Genomic DNA, 16,308 nt, shown 5'->3' with positions numbered 1-16,308 from the left:
CAATAAAAGTGTCAGTTAAGGAGGAAACATGATTTATGAAAAAGAAACTAATCACCGGTATTTCGGCAGCAGTACTTGCAACAACTGCTGTTGGACCGGTTACCAACAACCTGATTGCCAATTCTATTTGGCAAACTAAGCCAGTTTCAGCAGCTCAAGGTAATGAAGCAACATTTTTAAATACTGCAGCTTCACAAGCACAAAAAGTTGCTAAAAAATATGGTTTATACCCATCAGTTATGATTGCACAAGCAATTGTTGAATCTAATTGGGGACAATCAGGGTTAGCAGTGAACGCTAATAATTTATTTGGCATGAAAGCTGATGATAGCTGGCCAGGTGAAACGTATGCAGCGAGAACGCGAGAAGAAGATAAAAACGGCAAGAGCTATTATATCGTTGCTAAATTTAGAAAATATCCTAGTTATCAAAACTCATTTGATGATAATGGTAAGAAGTTGCGCCAAGGTGTTTCTTGGCAACCTGACCGTTATCAGGGTGCTTGGCTTGAAAATGCCACTGCATATACTGATGCAACTAAAGCTTTGACAGGAACATATGCGACTGCCAATAACTACAACACCATCTTAAATAATAGAATTACAACTTACAATTTAACCCAATATGATCCGCAAGTGTCTAGTACCAGCAAGTCTTATGTTGTTAAAAAGTCAGGTGCAACTTATGCTTGGCCAACTGATCACAGTGTAACGACTAAGACTGATTCGATTAGTAAGGGTGATGCGGTGACAGTTACTAAGACCATTACTTTTTATAATGGTAAACAACGCCTATATATTTCAGGTAAAGGCTGGGTAAATGACTCAGTTTTGGAAATGGGTAGTGCCTTACCACCGGCAGCGCAGGCACCAAAGAATGAAAAGAAAGTTAACAAGACTTTAATGCATACAGCTTACATTTACGATGCTAAAGGTAACAAAGCTAAAGGTATGAAAGCCATTAAGGTTAGTGGTAACGGCAAGGTAATTGCTACTTATGGTACCAAGACTATTAATAATAAAAAATATTACCGTATTGGGCAAAACCATTACCTTGCCGGTGGCAATATTGATGGTACAATGAGAATTTTAAAACATGATACCTATGTTTATAATAATTATGGTAATCGTGATAACCAAGAAATTATGAAAAAAGGTAAATCTGTGGCCACTTATGGGGCAGCAGTCTCTATTTATGGTGTGCAATATTACCGTATTGGGGTCAACCAATACATTAAGCGCGCAGATTTTAGCCTTAATTAACCAACCCCTATCAGCAAGAAATGAGGAACTAACTTTTAGATGAAGATAAAGAAACTAATAACTACTATTGCTATCGGAGTAGGTTTAGTTATCCCTATTTTTAAAATAAATCAAAATCAAGTAGTTGAAGCTGCTACCGTAAATTCAATTGCTAAGCAAAATAGTTATAGCAATGTTACTTTTTTATATAAAATGTTGCAAACACAAAATATTCGCTATAATAAGTTTTATGCTAATGGTAACAAAATTAAGTACCGTAAGGGTAAGCCAGAAGGAATTGTTATTCACGAAACAGCCACTCCTGGTGCATCAGCTTATAATGAGGCAATTTATTTTAATCGTGAGTGGAAGAACATGTATTCATATGTGCATGCCTTTGTCGATCACGACCAGGTAATCCAAATGATGACGCCAAATTATGGTGTATGGGGTGCAGGAGCAATTGCTAACAATCGCTATATTCAAATTGAATTATGCCAAGAGAACACGCGTGCTAAATTTGCTAAAAGTGTAAATAATGATGCAATTTATGCGGCTAAGCTACTTCATCGTTATAATATTAAACCAAGTAACGCCTGCAATACAGGCAAGGGTACAGTTTGGTCACATCATGCAGTCTCCCGTTTTTTAGGTGGAACAAATCATACTGATCCTGATGATTACTTTGCTAGGTGGGGTTATTCAATGGATCAATTTTATGCCTTACTGAAATATTACTATAATTTGCAAGGAGCAGAACCTAGTCCTAATCCTAAAAATGATAGAACTGATAATCCTAGCATAAATGAATCTGAAACAACAGGAACGAAGACTTTGATGCACGATTCCTATATTTACGATGCTAACGGTGAGTTAACTAGTGCCCCATTAATGCTAGCTGGAACGCAAGTAACCTTGAGTGGGTCTAAGACTATAAATGGTAAGCCATACTTAAAAATTGATGATAATCAATATGTTGATGCAAGTAATATTATTGGTACAAAGCGAACTTTGAAGCAGGATGCTTATATTTATGATACAGCTGGTGTGCTTATGAATGAGCCGGAACTTAAATGTGATCAAGCCGTCAAAGTTTATGGTAGTCCTATTAATATTGCAGGTGAATTTTATTATCCAATTAATGCTAACCAATTTGTGAAAGTAACTAATTTTAAGTAATTAAAAACAGTTCAAAGGAAATTTTTAGTTAATCGCTAAAACCGTTTTATTTAGTGATGTAGGTTGTTTCCTTGGACTGTTTTTTTATGTAGAAAAATTAATTTTTAATCGATGCCTTAGCTTTAGCTAAAACATCAATGACAGCAGTACTATGCTCATATAATTTGTTAGCCATTTGCTGATCATGTTGATCAATAATTTTACTGAAATCATTGAATTCGCTAGCCATACGGTGTGAATATTGATTAAAACGTAAGCGGTTAGTTTCGCCATTACGCATTTCAACTGTAAAGTCGTTAATAACACCTGTTGATCCATCAAAATAAATAGAACCTTTTTCTCCTTCAATAAAAGAACGGGGTGTAGTATAGCAGTCTTTAGCTGCAATAAGAATGGCCTGCTTATCTGAGTAAACTAAATTTAAGCTACCTGAAGTATCAATACCTTTTTGCATAACTGGATAATATTGCACACTAATCGGTTTGCCAAAAAGACCAACTACTAGGTGAATATTATATATATTTAGGTCCATTAAGGTTCCACCCCCCTTAGTGGGGTCGAAAACAGGCGCAATTTTATTGGCTAAAAAGTCATCATAACGACTAGAATATTGAGTATAATTGAGGCAAATAATGTGAATGGGTCCAATTTTATTTATTATTTTTTTGATTGCTTGATAATTTTTTAAATGAATATTTGTAATTGCCTCTAAAATAATTACCTTATGCTGGTCAGCCAATTGCTTGAGTTCAGTAGCTTCGGCAACTGTTGCTACATAAGGCTTTTCACAAATTACATTTTTACCAGCTAAAATAGCTTGTTTTACTACTTGGTAGTGTAATGAATTTGGTACAGCCACATAAACAGTGTCAACGTTGTTATCGTTACATAAAAGTTCGTTATTTGTAAAGACATCTTTAATGTTATATTGTTTGGCCAGACTTTGGGCAACGTGTTGGCTGCGTTCAGTGGTTGAAATAGCGGTTATTTTCATATTGGCAATTTTATCTGCTGTTTGTAAAAAATCGTGTACAATCATACCACTACCAATGATTCCTAATTTCATGAATAATCCTCCTTTTAAAAATTATATCTATTACTACTTCAATCTTAGATGATTCGATATAGATGGGCAATAGGCGTGCCTGTCTCTCTAAAATAAAAAACACATTATAACTAAGGTTATAGTGTGTTTTTATTAGTTTTATTTTTTCTTTTGCGGTAAAGGCTTCGCATCTAAAACATTGTTTGGCATCTTTAAAAAATCATGGGTGCCAATATTGGCATAGCTTTGACCAACTTCAAGTTGCATCATTTTTCCTATTTTCATATATACTTTATAACTAAAAGATGCCAATTTTTGCTTTTTAACAACAAGTTTAACGTCCATTTTTTGATAGGTCCCTTTTTGAGCGAGTTGTTTATAAGCTGGTAATTGTTTTTTGCTTTGGTTATTTGTCCTAAAGATTGGCTGAACGGCAGCTTGCATTATTTTTTTATCAGTAAGTGTTGCAGTTAAAGTATATTTATTACTTGACCGCTTCATTTGATAGGCATTAATGAGTTTATTAGGTGGATCTAGTAGCATTTTGTTATTCATAACAGCGTCGACAATATCGTTATATGAATGTCCAGTTAGTTTATCAAGGGGAGTAACATACCACGTACTTTGCCCATTAATATAAGCCTTATTAGTATTACTGATCCATTCCTCTAAATTACTGCTTTTGCCTTTAGCTTGAGTTTGATAATTCAAATGAAAAATAGTTGGATTACCACCAAAGGTATATGTAGAAGTGATAACTTGACTTTCCGTATCAGTTTTTAAATTAATTAGCTGCTTGGCTTGGCCACTTTTAAAAGTTTGTTGTGACTTTTTGATTACGGTTGATTTGTTCAGAACCGGTTCAGCTGGCTTTTTTGGTGCTGCACAACCACTGCTAATCAGTGCTACAATGAGCCCCATACCAAGTAATACTTTTTTTAATCTCATTTTGTTAAAAAATCTCTTTTCTTATAATCATTAATATCTCTATTGTATCGTAAAATGTTAAATTAAAAAACGATTTTTAGTTCTAAACCCTATGAAAACAAAATTTAAATGTGTAAAATAATAAGTGAAGCTTTTAATTTGCAAAGGAGATATTTCATGTCAAAATTAGTTTTGATCCGTCATGGACAAAGTGAATGGAATCTTGAAAACAAGTTTACTGGTTGGGTTGATGTTAACCTTTCAGAACAAGGTGTTGCAGAAGCCAAAAATGCTGGTCGTTTAATTAAAGCGCATGGTCTTAAGTTTGACCAAGCTTATACTTCAGTTTTAACACGTGCAATTAAGACTTTGCACTATGCTTTAGCTGAAAGTGACCAACTATGGGTACCAGAAACTAAATCATGGCGTTTAAATGAACGTCACTATGGTGGTTTGCAAGGTTTGAATAAACAAGCAACTGCTGACAAATATGGAGATGATCAAGTTCACATTTGGCGTCGTTCATATGATGTTTTGCCACCAAAATTGGAAGATGATTCAGAATTTAGTCAAGTGCACGATCGTCGTTATGCTGATCTTGATCCGAACATCATTCCACGGACAGAGAATTTAAAGGTTTGCTTAGAGCGAGTAATGCCATTCTGGGAAGATCATATTGCTCCTGACTTACTAGCTGGTAAGAACGTTATTATTGCTGCTCATGGTAATTCACTTCGTGCCTTGACTAAGTACATTGAAAACATTTCTGATGAAGATATTATGGATTTGGAAATGAAGACTGGTGAACCAGTTGTCTACACTTTTGATGACAAATTAAAGGTTGTTAACAAAGAAAAGCTAGATGATTAATTAATCAGTAAAAGACTATTTTAGAGGAATCTGAATGGTCTTTTTTGTTATAAAATTTTTTTATAGTTATTAAACGGTGCATGTATTGAATTAACTTGCTATACTATAAGCAAAGTTTATTTTTTTGTATTATTGAAGGGGTAATTGGTGAATAAAATGAAAAGAAGCGATCAGCATCACACCAAATTAATGTTGAGTGGCATTGTACTTTCAGCGGCAGTTAGCTTTTTTTATTTTCAACAGCGATCACTGAAAGACAAGCACATCTCTTGGTCTGACTTGTTAGCTGACAGAACTAACTTTAAAAAAAGAGCTAAGCAACAATTGCAAGTAATGGGTAATGCTGTACAAAAATTGTGTAATTTTGACAAAAACAAATTGTCTAATAAGCAAGCATCGGCATTAGAAATTTTACCAGTTACTACAGCTGCTAGTGAGACTGTGACTGAACCTGAAGTTTCAGCCCCGCATTCAACAGCTGGAACTACTAGTAATTGCCAGGTTCTAGTTAACTATGTGGATGAGGATAATAATTTGATTGCCCAAAGTGAAATTTTAAGGGGGAAAGAAGGAGTTAGTTATGCTTCGATCTTCAAGCCGGTTAAAGGTTATTTACTAAAAAAGCGGACAGATAATGCTAAAGGACGCTTTAAAGCGGAAGCACAAGTAGTCAAGTATATTTATATTAAGGATAGTGCTTATCAAGCTCCAACCCAGAACACAAAATAGTGGAACATTTTTGGGTTAATTAGGCCAGTTTACCAGAATTAATAATTGATATTAATTGAGCTATAAAAAAAGAAATCAAACCGCTAGTCGCTTGTAACTAGCGGTTTTTATAATTACTAAATTTACTAACCAAATATTTTACATCCAAAATACTTGACTTAAAGTTAACTTTAAGGGGTATGGTTATCCTATAATTTAGTAAAAACAGACAGTATTCTTGTCTAAATTAAAATTAGGAGTAATTAATGAGAAGGGCGAATAAGTATCGTATCGGTCAATTTAGTCAGGTAACTTATTTGCCAGCAGCAACTTTGCGTTATTATGAGCAAGAAGGTTTGTTGGCGCCAAAACGTGATAGTTTGGGTCAACGATTTTATACTGATGCAGATTTAGCTTGGTTAAATTTTATCCTACATTTAAAAGACACGGGGATGACCATTACTGACCTGAAAAAATATGTTGATTTACGCGCTCAAGGAGATGAGACAATTAGTCAGCGCCTAGCTTTACTCAAGCAAGTCCAAGTTCAGGCTGAAGCGCAATTATTTAATTTAAAAAATAGTTTAACCATTGTTAAACAAAAAATTGCTTGGTACGAAGGTAAGAAAAATGCAACCATTGCCGATGATGAAACTTTTGTAGCTTATTTAAATCGAATTAGGGAGAGGAAACAAAATGATTAAACATGAAAATGAAGTTAAGCAAGCCCTATTTGCATTAGGTGAAAAAAATACGGCCTACCAAAAATATTTTATTGGACAAAGCTATTTGCAAAATTTAGTAGCTGATCCCAAGCTCAATGTTAATGTAGCTAATGTTAGTTTTGAGCCTGGATGTCGTAATAACTGGCATAAACATAATGGTGGGTTTCAAATTTTATTGGTAACTGCTGGTGAAGGTTGGTATCAAGCAGAGGGTCAACCGGCTCGAAAACTTTATCCAGGTGATGTTGTGGTAGTCCATGATGGAGTCAAGCATTGGCATGGAGCGACTAAGGATAGTTGGTTTGCGCATGTGGCTATTACAAGTGGTACACCAGAATGGCTTGAACCAGTACCAGATGAAGTATATCAACAATTGGAGGATTAATGATGAAAAAACAAACAGCTGGACGTGCTAATTTAGGTAAGCTGGCCCCGAAGTTTGCTGAATTGAATGATGATGTTTTATTTGGTCAAGTTTGGTCACGTGAAAAGCAATTATCTGCCCGGGAACGTAGTTTAATTACTTGCGCATCTTTAATGACTCAAGGTGCTTTTCCGCAATTAAAAGCGCATCTGAAAATTGCTCAAAATAACGGGGTAACTAAAGAAGAAATGGTTGAAATTATTACTCATTTAGCCTTTTATTGTGGCTGGCCTAAAGCTTGGTCGACTTTTGATTTGGTAAAAGAGGTTTATGGAGAATAAGTAATTGTTTTAAAATTGTCCTACTTCAGCAATAGAGCCAGTCAAATCGGCTATAATGTGTTTAAGTAAAAACAACATTTTTATATTGATGAAGGGGTTACCAATTATGACTAAAAAAATCCTTATTTTACATACTGGCGGTACAATTTCAATGTCAGAAGATGAATCAGGTAAGATTAAACCCAATGAACGCAATCCACTCGCTAATATTTCTCTAAAAAATAAAAGTGAACTTGAACTAGTAACTGAAGAAATTTTTAATGTACCTTCGCCGCATATGAATCCAGAACGAATGTTACAGTTATCACTCAGAATTCGTCAGGCTGAAGCAGAGGGATTTTATGGTGCGGTGGTAACTCACGGGACGGATACCTTAGAAGAAACCGCAATTTTTTTAGATTTAACTATTTCTAGTAACATGCCAGTAGTAGTCACAGGGGCAATGCGCTCTTCTAATGAAATTGGAAGTGATGGTCTATATAATTTTCGGACGGCAATCATGGTAGCTAGTTCCAAAGAATCAGTGGGTAAAGGCGTGGTCGTAGTTATGAATGATGAAATTCATTCAGCACGTTATGTAACTAAGACCCATACTACAAATGTTGCCACTTTTCGCACGCCAACCTTTGGACCAATCGGTATTGTTTCAGAAGGTCATGTCAATTATGTACAGACAATTAAACCGCAACAACATCTACCAATTAATTATGTAGTTGATCAAGTATTTTTAGTTAAAGCTTACGCAGGGATGGGAACGGAATTGTTTCGGGCTTTGAACCAGACCGCAACTAATGGTATTGTAATTGAGGCTTTAGGAGCTGGTAATATGCCACCTGAAACCTTACTAGAGCTTCAAGCACTTGTTGAGCATAAGATTCCAATAGTTTTAGTTTCACGTTGCTTTAATGGAATTGCTGAGCCGGTTTATGATTATCAAGGCGGCGGAGTTAACTTAAATAAGATGGGAATTATTTATTGTCGGGGCTTAAATGGGCAAAAGGCGAGAATTAAATTATTGGTTGGCTTGAGTGCAGGCTTATCAGGCTTAGAATTAAAAAAATATATTAATAATTAAGTTTAAATCGTTCATCACTGATGAACGATTTTTATTTCTAACTTACAGATAATGAATAACTATAAATTATTGGTTGTTTGAGGTTGTAATATGTGCTATTATTCTCATAAAATATATGAAAGCGATTGCATATAGGAGAAAGCTTATGATTTACCAAGCAGATATTGAATGGGATGCCAATTATGATGTTGTAGTACTAGGATTTGGTGGCGCGGGGGCAACAGCTGCCCGTTTTGCTGCGGACCAAGATGCGCGGGTTTTGTTGGTCGATGCTGCTCCAGAAGGCCATGAGGGTGGGAATACGCGTTATTCTGCTCAGCTATTGGGAACTGGTGAAGATTTTAACAAAATGAAAAAATATTATCAACAACTAACAGCACCGATGTCATTAGATGAAGAGATGATTGACACTTATGTTAAAGGTATGGTGGCAATGCCTGAATATGTTTCTAAGTATTTAGAAGTAGAACCATGCAGTGCTAAAGACTATGCACCTCAATCACGTTGGGCATTCGAAGAATTTCCTGAATATGAAGGTTCAGAAACGCATGATTTTACAACGGTCGCCAAATCATGGTTTGATGCATCTTTATGGCAAATTTTAAAAAATCAAGTAAGCAAAAGACAAAGCAAGATTGATGTTTTGTATAATACATCAGCCATTGAATTAATTCAAAATGGTCAAACTAGAGTAATTGAGGGCGTTGTAATTGAACGTGATAATAAGAGGCTAAACGTTCAAGCTAAAAATGGTGTAGTACTGGCTACTGGCGGTTTTGAAAATAATCAGCGCATGGTTGAAGATTATTTAGGAGCAAAAAAATTAGCTCCTTTAGGTACACTTTACAATAAAGGTGATGGTGTTCGGCTGGCACAAGAAGTTGGTGCTGATCTTTGGCATATGCATAATTTTGAGTCATTGGGTCTCTTACACGGAATGGCTTTTGCTGTACCTCAAGGTGAGCGCGGTCGTTTAATGTTAGGTGAACAAAATGAAAAAGTTGCTCATGGTAGCGCATTTGTGATTGGTGATGATGGTACAAGATATTTTAATGAAGCAGAAGAAAATCGACATGGCCATATTAAGAATCATGGTCAATGGAAAGTGCCAATGAATCAAGTCCACCCCTATCTAATTTTTGACAGCAAGAAGAAAGAGGAGCTTGATCACGATCCAATAATTGGTAGCTATGCACCATATTATAATCAGATAATTAGTGCTAGTTCACCAGCAGAATTAGCAGAAAAAATTGAAATTGAACCAGCGGTCTTGAATCAGACGGTAGCTAGGTTTAATCATGCATGTGAAGAACATAACGATTCCGAATTTCATCGTGCGTCAACTACTCTACAAGCTTTTACTGGAGCTGAAATTTTTGCAGTTAAGCTGGAACAAACGATGCTTAATACTCAAGGCGGTCCCAGAAGAAATGTGAAAGCTGAGATTATCGATACTAAGGGTCAAGTAATTCCACACTTATATTCAGCAGGAGAATTAGGTGGGATTAGTGCCAATCAATACCAAGGTGGTGGCAACTTAGCCGAATGTTTGATTTGGGGTAAGATTGCTGGGGAAAATGCTGCAATACCAAAATTGGCTAATGAAGCTGACGTGGCAAGTGGTGCTTCGGTAAGTGAGAAACATTTAAATTCTGATTTAAGGCGGGAAACTTACCCCACAGCTAAAAATCAATACATTGGTCGTTCAAGTCGCGGTATGGGTGACGAAATTGTAGTCCGAGTTACTGTTGATGAAAATAAGAATTTGCAAGAAATTGAAGTGTTGAAGCAGGCAGAATCAGCTGATTATGGACAAAAAGCAATTGAGATTTTACCTAAGGAAATGGTTAAGCAAAATCGTACTGATGTTGATACAATTACCGGTGCTTCCAGTACCAGTAGGGGACTACGGGATGCCGTTAATGATGCCTTAAGCAAGATTAAATAAAGATAGTTAAAAAGGTCATTATTAGTAATGATCTTTTTGTGTAGTCAAAAAACTTTAGTTATAATGAGTAAAATAGAGTAATTATATTTTGAATAAAGAATTTATTGATGGCGGAGAATAAAAATGAATTTTACTCAGTTACGTTGCTTTATCAAGGCTGTAGATAATTCAAGTTTTACAATTGCAGCAGAGAGAATGAACTTTTCTCAATCAGCAGTTTCCAAGAATATTAAAGACTTAGAAAATACTATCGGCGTAACCTTGATTAACCGGGGGCATCATCGCATTTCACTTACGGATGCGGGTAAATATTTTTATCGTGTGGCACGTAATGTGGTAGATGATATGGATTATACTGTTGCCTATTTACAAAGTAAAAGAAATGACCCAGAGACCCTCTTGCGAATCGGTGTCTGTGATACGCCATTAGAGCAAAGTGTTTTGCCCCTTTTTTTGCGTAAGTTACGCGAGGCTGGAAGTAATTTGAATATCCAGTTTGTTTTTGTTCTAAATAACTCAATTGGCGAGTTGCTTAATCATCATGTTGATTTATGCGCTATTGCACGTGACGATGTCAATGTGGTAGATGACGTTCAGTTTGAACCTTTAATTCAGGGTCAGGTAGTAGTAGCTTGTCCCCCTGATTCACCATTGGCCCAAAAAAAAGTAATTTCTTTATCAGATTTGATTAAACAGGATTTGTTTTTGCTCGATCCAAATAGTTCACTTAATGTACAGGTCAATTTTCAAAATGAGTTGATTAACCATATGGGAATGGATCATATTAAATTTGTTCAAGATTTTTTGGCAATGAATATTTATGTTCGTGGCGGTTGGGGGTATGGTATTTTGCCTAATTTTATTGCTGATTATCAAGCTACTGATATCAGCTATGTCCCAATCGATTATCATGATATTTCTCCATATGGCATTGCCTATATGAAATCTTTTACTAATGAGTCGGTTTTAAAAGAAGTGATTACGACTTTAAATAAAGCAATCACAGAATATTTAAAGCAAAAAAATAAATAATGCACAAATTAAAAATATTAAATAAATGCTTGTAGTCTAGAAAAAAGGGCGTCATACAAGCATTTTTTGTTACTTATTTTTTATCATTTTGGTAATTATTCCATTTAGTAATCTTAAATTCTTAATTTAGTGCAAAGATTCACTAAATTGATAGTATGATAAAAGTGCTTAAAAGATTACTTTAAAAGTGAGGGATAAAAATGGAGAATACTTATGATGTAATCGTTGCTGGGGCAAGTAATTCGGGAGCAATGGCAGCGTGTGCAGCGGCTGAAAAAGGGACCAAGGTTTTATTAATTGATAAGCAAGGAAGTTCACAATTTCTCTTTCGTTCTTTTTTTGCAGCACTTAATAGCAATGCGCAAAAAAGAGCAGGAATTAAGGTTGATAAAGCTAAATTATTAAATTTTTTAACACTTTTTTTCCAAGACAATGTTGATGAACGATTACTTTGGACTTGGGCTAACCATGCTGATGAAACAGCTAATTGGCTTGAAGATCAGATTTTGAAACCAAATGGTGGTGTTTTAAGACCACAAAAAGATGCTCACTATGAAACTATCGTTAATACCGCTTTTAATACTGAACTAGCAATTGCTACGCCAGATAATGGTTGGGCGCACTATGGTGAGTGGGTACTCAATAAAGCGCAGCAATTAGGTGTGATGCTTAAGTACAATACCAAGATGGAAGAAATTTTAACCAATGATCAAGGAAAAGTAACTGGCGTTATTACTAGTGACCGTGCTAGTGGTAAAAAAACACAATATCAAGCCACTAAGGGCGTTATTATTTGTACTGGCGGTTATGGTGGCAATGTTGATTTAATGAAGAAATGGAATCCACTTGGATACAAGAAGAATGTTTATTCTGATGGACCACGTGACGATGGCTCAGGTATTCTTGCTGGTCTAAAAGTAGGCGCAGCGCGAGATGAAGAACCCGCTGAAATTATTTTTGATCGCGGGGCGGTGCCGGTAGGAACTAAGGCTGAAGATTTTTATAAAATTGACTTTAAAGGTCCGGGGTACTTTTGGTTAGGTGCCTATCCCTTACTAAAGGTTAATTTAAATGGTGAACGCTTCGGTAATGAAAGTGTTCCTTATCAATTTGATATTAATGCCATGTCAAAACAACCTGGTTATCTTGAAGCACAAATTTGGTCTGAAGAAACTATGGATCATTTAGCGCAGTTTGATACGCAAGGCTGTTCTCGCTTAGGTTGGCCAGGAATTTATAATACTGAAGAAAATAAGGCCGAAATTCAACGCCGCCTTGATGATGGAATGGTACAAAAGGCTGACACGATTGAAGAACTGGCTGAAAAATTAGCTTTACCAAAAGATAAGTTGGTTGAAACAGTTAAACGGTATAACCAGATGTGTAAGCAAGGTAAAGATACTGATTTTGGCAAAGAAAAATTCAGATTATACCCAGTTGAACATGGTCCATATTATGGCGTCATAATGGGGGGACGACTTTTAGCGACGCTTGATGGCTTACGAATCAATTCTAAGATGGAAGTGATTGATAAAGATGGTAACCCAATTCCGCACTTATATGCAGCAGGTAATGCTAGTGGTGGTTTCTTCTGGGGCTCATATCCAGACCGTGTTCCGGGCTTAACTTGCAGTCACGCACAAACTTTCGGTAGGTTAGCCGGTCAATTCGCAGCAGAAAATTAGTTTAATTTAAAAAGGAGTTTTAAAAATGATGGATGAAAGACAAATGCCCAAGCTTTCAAATTATCGCTGGGTAATTTTGACCATTGTCGCCTTACTAGATTTAACGAGTAATTATATTCAATTTCAAATCTCAGCTTTAGCTATTCAAATTATGCCAATGCTTCATATTTCGACTGCTCAATTTCAAAGCCTAGTTATGGCACCAATGTTGATTGCGGTTTTTTTGAGTATTCCAGCAGGTACTTTAGCTGATAAGTTTGGTGCTAAAAAAATTGTTTCAATTGGTTTGATTATTTCAGTTATCGGTGCATTTGGTCGCTTAATTGCTCATAACTTTATGACTATGATGCTGATGTTACTACTGTTTGGTGTCTATATGGCGTTATTAAATGCCAATACTTTAAAAATTTTTGGCATGTGGTTTAAACAAGATACAAACATTGCAATGGGAATATTCTTTGCGTCTGCTAGTGTTGGCATCATCTTATCTCGGATTACTAGTCCAAGATTTCCGAGTGTACAATCAGCTTATATGTTTTCATCGATTTTGCTACTTGTATTGGCAATTTGCTGGTTATTTTTTATGAAAGATATGCCTGCAGGTGAAAAACTTCCCCCTGAAGCAGTAAAGCAAGATCATACTGAATCATCAATGGAATTTTTCAAGGCTGCAGCTCGTAGTAAGAAGACATGGATTGTTGCAATTAGTGTCGGTGTTGGAATGGGTGCGAGCGAAGCATTTTCAAGTATTATGCCACCAGCTTTTGCTGCCAGAGGTTTATCTTCTGTTCAAGGCAATACAATTGCTGCAATTGCAACTATTGGTAGTCTATGTGGTTCTCTTTTTGGTCCTGCAATTATTGGTAAAGCAAGAAAGGCAAAGCCGTTGATGATTTTAGTGACACTTTTAGCTGGGATGTTAATTGCTATCACATGGTTTATTCCATTAGGCTTACCTCTAATTATTAGTTTGGTTCTAGGTGGTTTATTTGGCGCAATGACTGGCCCATTGATGCAAGCAATGCCGATTACTTTTCCAGAAATTGGACCGAAGTATGCGGGTTCTGCTGGTGGATTAATTGGCACTGTATCATTACTTTTCTCATACTGTATTCCAGTTATTATTTCTTTGGTTGCTGGGCGCAACTATATGTTGACCTTTATTATTCAAGGTATTGTTTTGATGTTAACTGCTATTTTCATTGCTATTTTGCCAGACGCAAATGATGCACGGCGGCGTAAATAGTAACTAATTTAAATTAAGAGGATTTTTAAAATGGCCAAAAAAATTACAGATAAGCCAGGTAAATATACCGGTTCAGGACAAGGAAAAGAGAGTCAAATCAACCTTGAAGTTGAGGTGGGTAGTGACCAAATTATTAGGGTAAACTCACTTGATCGATATGCTCCAGATAGTTTAGCAGATAATGCTTTTCAGAAGATGGCGCAAAAGATTGTTGATCAGCAGTCAATTGATGTGGATGTAGTCTCAGGGGCATCTGAAACTTCGCGCGGGATTATTGAAGGTGTCAAAAGTGCTTTGACTAAAGCTGAAGTTGATTTTGCTGCTTTAAAAGAAAATAGTGCTCAAACTAGTACAACTACTAAAAGGGAAATTACGGTTGATATTGCAGTTGTGGGTGCAGGTGGAGCCGGTGTAGCTGCAGCACTTGCTGCCATACAGCATGGCGCAAGTGTTGCATTATTAGAAAAAACCATTTCCCCCCTTGGTGCTAGTACCTTTGCTGGTGGGATGTTTGCCGGTGATAGTCAGCAACAAAAAGATCAAGACCAAGTCGTTTCTAAAAAGTGGCTTTATGATGAGTATATGGATGCTTCTCAAGGCTATATGAATTCAATTTTAGTACGCCGGATTATTGATGAATCTGGAAAAACGGCTGACTGGCTCAATGAAAATGGCGCAATTATGAAGTTGGTTGATGCCGGAACAGGTGGCAGTTTCGATCATATTGGGATGCCGGCAACTTTGCATGGTTATCAAGAAGGTGGTACAAAAGCCGTTACCAAACTGATTGAAAAGTTTAAATCTCTCGGTGGACAAATGTACTTTGGCTTTGCCGGGCAGAAGTTATTGCAAAATGATCAAGGACAAGTTATTGGTTTAATTGCACAAAGTGATAAGCAGGAATTACAAGTCAACGCTAAAAAGGTCATTATTGCAACTGGTGGTTTTGGTGGTAATGCCGAAATGCGTAAAGAATATCTAGGTGATGTTAGTACCCAAGGGCAGGTTTTGCAAAATACCGGTGATGGTTTAAATATGGCTTGGTCAGCTGGCACTGCCCGTCATATCAATGGTTCAACTCATTATTTTTGGCAAACTTTTAGTAATAAGGAAATTGGAGCAATGGCTAAGCTAGTTGGTCCTAGTTGGATGCCATTAAATGCTTTAGCCGATTTTCCTAATTTGCGGGTCAATAAGCGCGGTCAACGTTATGCTAGTGAAACCCATGCTTTAGACTTTGCAGTCCACGGAGCGGAATTATCTGAACAACCGCAGCAAACCGAATTTGTTATTTTAGATCAGGCCATGCTTGATAAGATTAAGGAAGGCGGCACGGTCGCAATTGAAGATCACTATGGCAAATGGAAGAACAAGCGCGAATTTTACATGGAATTTAACTTCCCAACGGATACTGATGAAAGTATTAAGCGTGAGCAAGAAAAGACTGATTTTACGACTCTTTTGAAACAATTATCATCAACGAATGTTGTCTTTATTGGTCAGACCATTCCTGAATTGGCTGAGCAGATGGGAGTTGACGCAATCAATTTGCAAAAATCAGTTGACCAGTACAATGAAGCTAAGAAGAAGGGGGAAGATGAGTTATTCTTCTCTGACACTAAGCGCATGATTCCAGTTGAACAGGGCCCATTTTATGCTGTTAAGTTTATTGCCCGTAATCTTGGGACTCTAGGCGGTGCCACAATTGATGAAAAGATGCGCGCATTGAAGCCTGACGGCGAACCAGTTGCCAATTTATATATTGCTGGTGCTGATGCATCCGGGATGTATGGCAAAGCTTATGTTGATTTTGAAGGTGGTACTCTAGGTTTTGCTTACATTTCTGGTCGTTTAGCAGGAATTGATGCAGCAGAAACTGCTAAAGAAAGTAATTAAATTTAAAAAGCATGGATTAACTGAAT

General features: G+C 36.5%; 15 protein-coding genes. 13 read left to right on the top strand and 2 right to left on the bottom strand.

Annotated elements, in window-relative coordinates; translation table 11 throughout:
• Positions 1 to 35 precede the first annotated feature (35 nt).
• Positions 36 to 1,262 (top strand): glucosaminidase domain-containing protein, encoded by a 1,227-nt coding sequence (locus tag F5ESL0225_RS07175; RefSeq protein WP_122022264.1) that lies wholly within the window; start codon positions 36 to 38, stop codon positions 1,260 to 1,262.
• Positions 1,263 to 1,301: 39 nt separating this feature from the next.
• Positions 1,302 to 2,420, top strand: coding sequence for an SLAP domain-containing protein (locus F5ESL0225_RS07170; protein WP_122048154.1), 1,119 nt, complete (start codon positions 1,302 to 1,304; stop codon positions 2,418 to 2,420).
• Positions 2,421 to 2,517: 97 nt separating this feature from the next.
• Here the strand turns inward: F5ESL0225_RS07170 and F5ESL0225_RS07165 are convergent, their stop codons facing one another.
• Both F5ESL0225_RS07165 and F5ESL0225_RS07160 read right to left on the bottom strand, forming a co-directional pair.
• Entirely contained in the window at positions 2,518 to 3,486 is a 969-nt protein-coding gene (locus tag F5ESL0225_RS07165; RefSeq protein WP_122048153.1) for a Gfo/Idh/MocA family protein, read from the bottom strand.
• Positions 3,487 to 3,624: 138 nt separating this feature from the next.
• Complete coding sequence (locus F5ESL0225_RS07160; RefSeq protein ID WP_233551954.1) at positions 3,625 to 4,413, bottom strand: hypothetical protein; 789 nt, start codon at positions 4,411 to 4,413, stop codon at positions 3,625 to 3,627.
• 156 nt (positions 4,414 to 4,569) lie between these two features.
• Here F5ESL0225_RS07160 and F5ESL0225_RS07155 point away from each other — a divergent pair, with 156 nt between their 5' ends.
• The 11 genes from F5ESL0225_RS07155 to F5ESL0225_RS07105 all read left to right on the top strand — a co-directional run bounded on the left by F5ESL0225_RS07155 (position 4,570) and on the right by F5ESL0225_RS07105 (position 16,282).
• Positions 4,570 to 5,262, top strand: coding sequence for a 2,3-diphosphoglycerate-dependent phosphoglycerate mutase (locus tag F5ESL0225_RS07155; protein WP_090092548.1), 693 nt, complete (start codon positions 4,570 to 4,572; stop codon positions 5,260 to 5,262).
• A 156-nt stretch (positions 5,263 to 5,418) separates the two neighbouring features.
• On the top strand, positions 5,419 to 5,991 hold the full coding sequence (locus F5ESL0225_RS07150; protein WP_147440990.1) for a MucBP domain-containing protein: 573 nt from the start codon (positions 5,419 to 5,421) through the stop codon (positions 5,989 to 5,991).
• Between the two features lie 245 nt (positions 5,992 to 6,236).
• The gene (locus F5ESL0225_RS07145) at positions 6,237 to 6,674 is read left to right on the top strand and encodes a MerR family transcriptional regulator (protein WP_122022260.1); all 438 of its coding nucleotides are present in this window, start codon (positions 6,237 to 6,239) and stop codon (positions 6,672 to 6,674) included.
• Positions 6,667 to 7,080 carry a cupin domain-containing protein gene (locus F5ESL0225_RS07140; RefSeq protein ID WP_090092545.1) on the top strand — a complete coding sequence of 138 codons (414 nt, stop codon included), beginning with the start codon at positions 6,667 to 6,669 and terminating at the stop codon, positions 7,078 to 7,080. Before F5ESL0225_RS07145 ends, F5ESL0225_RS07140 begins: the two co-directional genes overlap by 8 nt.
• Positions 7,080 to 7,400: a carboxymuconolactone decarboxylase family protein gene (locus tag F5ESL0225_RS07135; protein ID WP_122048152.1), complete on the top strand. Its 321-nt coding sequence runs from the start codon at positions 7,080 to 7,082 to the stop codon at positions 7,398 to 7,400. Before F5ESL0225_RS07140 ends, F5ESL0225_RS07135 begins: the two co-directional genes overlap by 1 nt.
• A gap of 106 nt (positions 7,401 to 7,506) precedes the next feature.
• A complete protein-coding gene (locus F5ESL0225_RS07130; protein ID WP_122048151.1) occupies positions 7,507 to 8,475 on the top strand; it encodes an asparaginase in 969 nt (322 codons plus the stop codon).
• Between the two features lie 145 nt (positions 8,476 to 8,620).
• Positions 8,621 to 10,423 carry an FAD-binding protein gene (locus tag F5ESL0225_RS07125; protein WP_122048150.1) on the top strand — a complete coding sequence of 601 codons (1,803 nt, stop codon included), beginning with the start codon at positions 8,621 to 8,623 and terminating at the stop codon, positions 10,421 to 10,423.
• Between the two features lie 123 nt (positions 10,424 to 10,546).
• Positions 10,547 to 11,455 carry a LysR family transcriptional regulator gene (locus tag F5ESL0225_RS07120; protein WP_118896161.1) on the top strand — a complete coding sequence of 303 codons (909 nt, stop codon included), beginning with the start codon at positions 10,547 to 10,549 and terminating at the stop codon, positions 11,453 to 11,455.
• Positions 11,456 to 11,655: 200 nt separating this feature from the next.
• Positions 11,656 to 13,140 (top strand): FAD-dependent oxidoreductase, encoded by a 1,485-nt coding sequence (locus F5ESL0225_RS07115; RefSeq protein ID WP_122048149.1) that lies wholly within the window; start codon positions 11,656 to 11,658, stop codon positions 13,138 to 13,140.
• Positions 13,141 to 13,165: 25 nt separating this feature from the next.
• Positions 13,166 to 14,386 carry a nitrate/nitrite transporter gene (locus F5ESL0225_RS07110; protein WP_122024979.1) on the top strand — a complete coding sequence of 407 codons (1,221 nt, stop codon included), beginning with the start codon at positions 13,166 to 13,168 and terminating at the stop codon, positions 14,384 to 14,386.
• A gap of 30 nt (positions 14,387 to 14,416) precedes the next feature.
• Positions 14,417 to 16,282: an FAD-dependent oxidoreductase gene (locus tag F5ESL0225_RS07105; protein ID WP_122048148.1), complete on the top strand. Its 1,866-nt coding sequence runs from the start codon at positions 14,417 to 14,419 to the stop codon at positions 16,280 to 16,282.
• Positions 16,283 to 16,308: the final 26 nt, after the last annotated feature.

The sequence above is a fragment of the Lactobacillus sp. ESL0225 genome (assembly GCF_003692905.1).
Classification (GTDB): Bacteria; Bacillota; Bacilli; order Lactobacillales; family Lactobacillaceae; genus Lactobacillus; species Lactobacillus bombicola.
This window is presented reverse-complemented; position numbering and strand designations above follow the sequence as displayed.

What these genes read in the sequence shown, in the direction of transcription:
- F5ESL0225_RS07105 (WP_122048148.1), top strand. Translation starts at nt 14,417, where the DNA reads ATGGCCAAAAAAATTACAGATAAGCCAGGTAAATATACCGGTTCAGGA.
- F5ESL0225_RS07115 (WP_122048149.1), top strand. Translation starts at nt 11,656, where the DNA reads ATGGAGAATACTTATGATGTAATCGTTGCTGGGGCAAGTAATTCGGGA.
- F5ESL0225_RS07170 (WP_122048154.1), top strand. Translation starts at nt 1,302, where the DNA reads ATGAAGATAAAGAAACTAATAACTACTATTGCTATCGGAGTAGGTTTA.
- F5ESL0225_RS07135 (WP_122048152.1), top strand. Translation starts at nt 7,080, where the DNA reads ATGATGAAAAAACAAACAGCTGGACGTGCTAATTTAGGTAAGCTGGCC.
- F5ESL0225_RS07140 (WP_090092545.1), top strand. Translation starts at nt 6,667, where the DNA reads ATGATTAAACATGAAAATGAAGTTAAGCAAGCCCTATTTGCATTAGGT.
- F5ESL0225_RS07130 (WP_122048151.1), top strand. Translation starts at nt 7,507, where the DNA reads ATGACTAAAAAAATCCTTATTTTACATACTGGCGGTACAATTTCAATG.
- F5ESL0225_RS07110 (WP_122024979.1), top strand. Translation starts at nt 13,166, where the DNA reads ATGATGGATGAAAGACAAATGCCCAAGCTTTCAAATTATCGCTGGGTA.
- F5ESL0225_RS07145 (WP_122022260.1), top strand. Translation starts at nt 6,237, where the DNA reads ATGAGAAGGGCGAATAAGTATCGTATCGGTCAATTTAGTCAGGTAACT.
- F5ESL0225_RS07165 (WP_122048153.1), bottom strand. Translation starts at nt 3,486, where the DNA reads ATGAAATTAGGAATCATTGGTAGTGGTATGATTGTACACGATTTTTTA.
- F5ESL0225_RS07160 (WP_233551954.1), bottom strand. Translation starts at nt 4,413, where the DNA reads ATGAGATTAAAAAAAGTATTACTTGGTATGGGGCTCATTGTAGCACTG.
- F5ESL0225_RS07175 (WP_122022264.1), top strand. Translation starts at nt 36, where the DNA reads ATGAAAAAGAAACTAATCACCGGTATTTCGGCAGCAGTACTTGCAACA.
- F5ESL0225_RS07155 (WP_090092548.1), top strand. Translation starts at nt 4,570, where the DNA reads ATGTCAAAATTAGTTTTGATCCGTCATGGACAAAGTGAATGGAATCTT.
- F5ESL0225_RS07125 (WP_122048150.1), top strand. Translation starts at nt 8,621, where the DNA reads ATGATTTACCAAGCAGATATTGAATGGGATGCCAATTATGATGTTGTA.
- F5ESL0225_RS07120 (WP_118896161.1), top strand. Translation starts at nt 10,547, where the DNA reads ATGAATTTTACTCAGTTACGTTGCTTTATCAAGGCTGTAGATAATTCA.
- F5ESL0225_RS07150 (WP_147440990.1), top strand. Translation starts at nt 5,419, where the DNA reads ATGAAAAGAAGCGATCAGCATCACACCAAATTAATGTTGAGTGGCATT.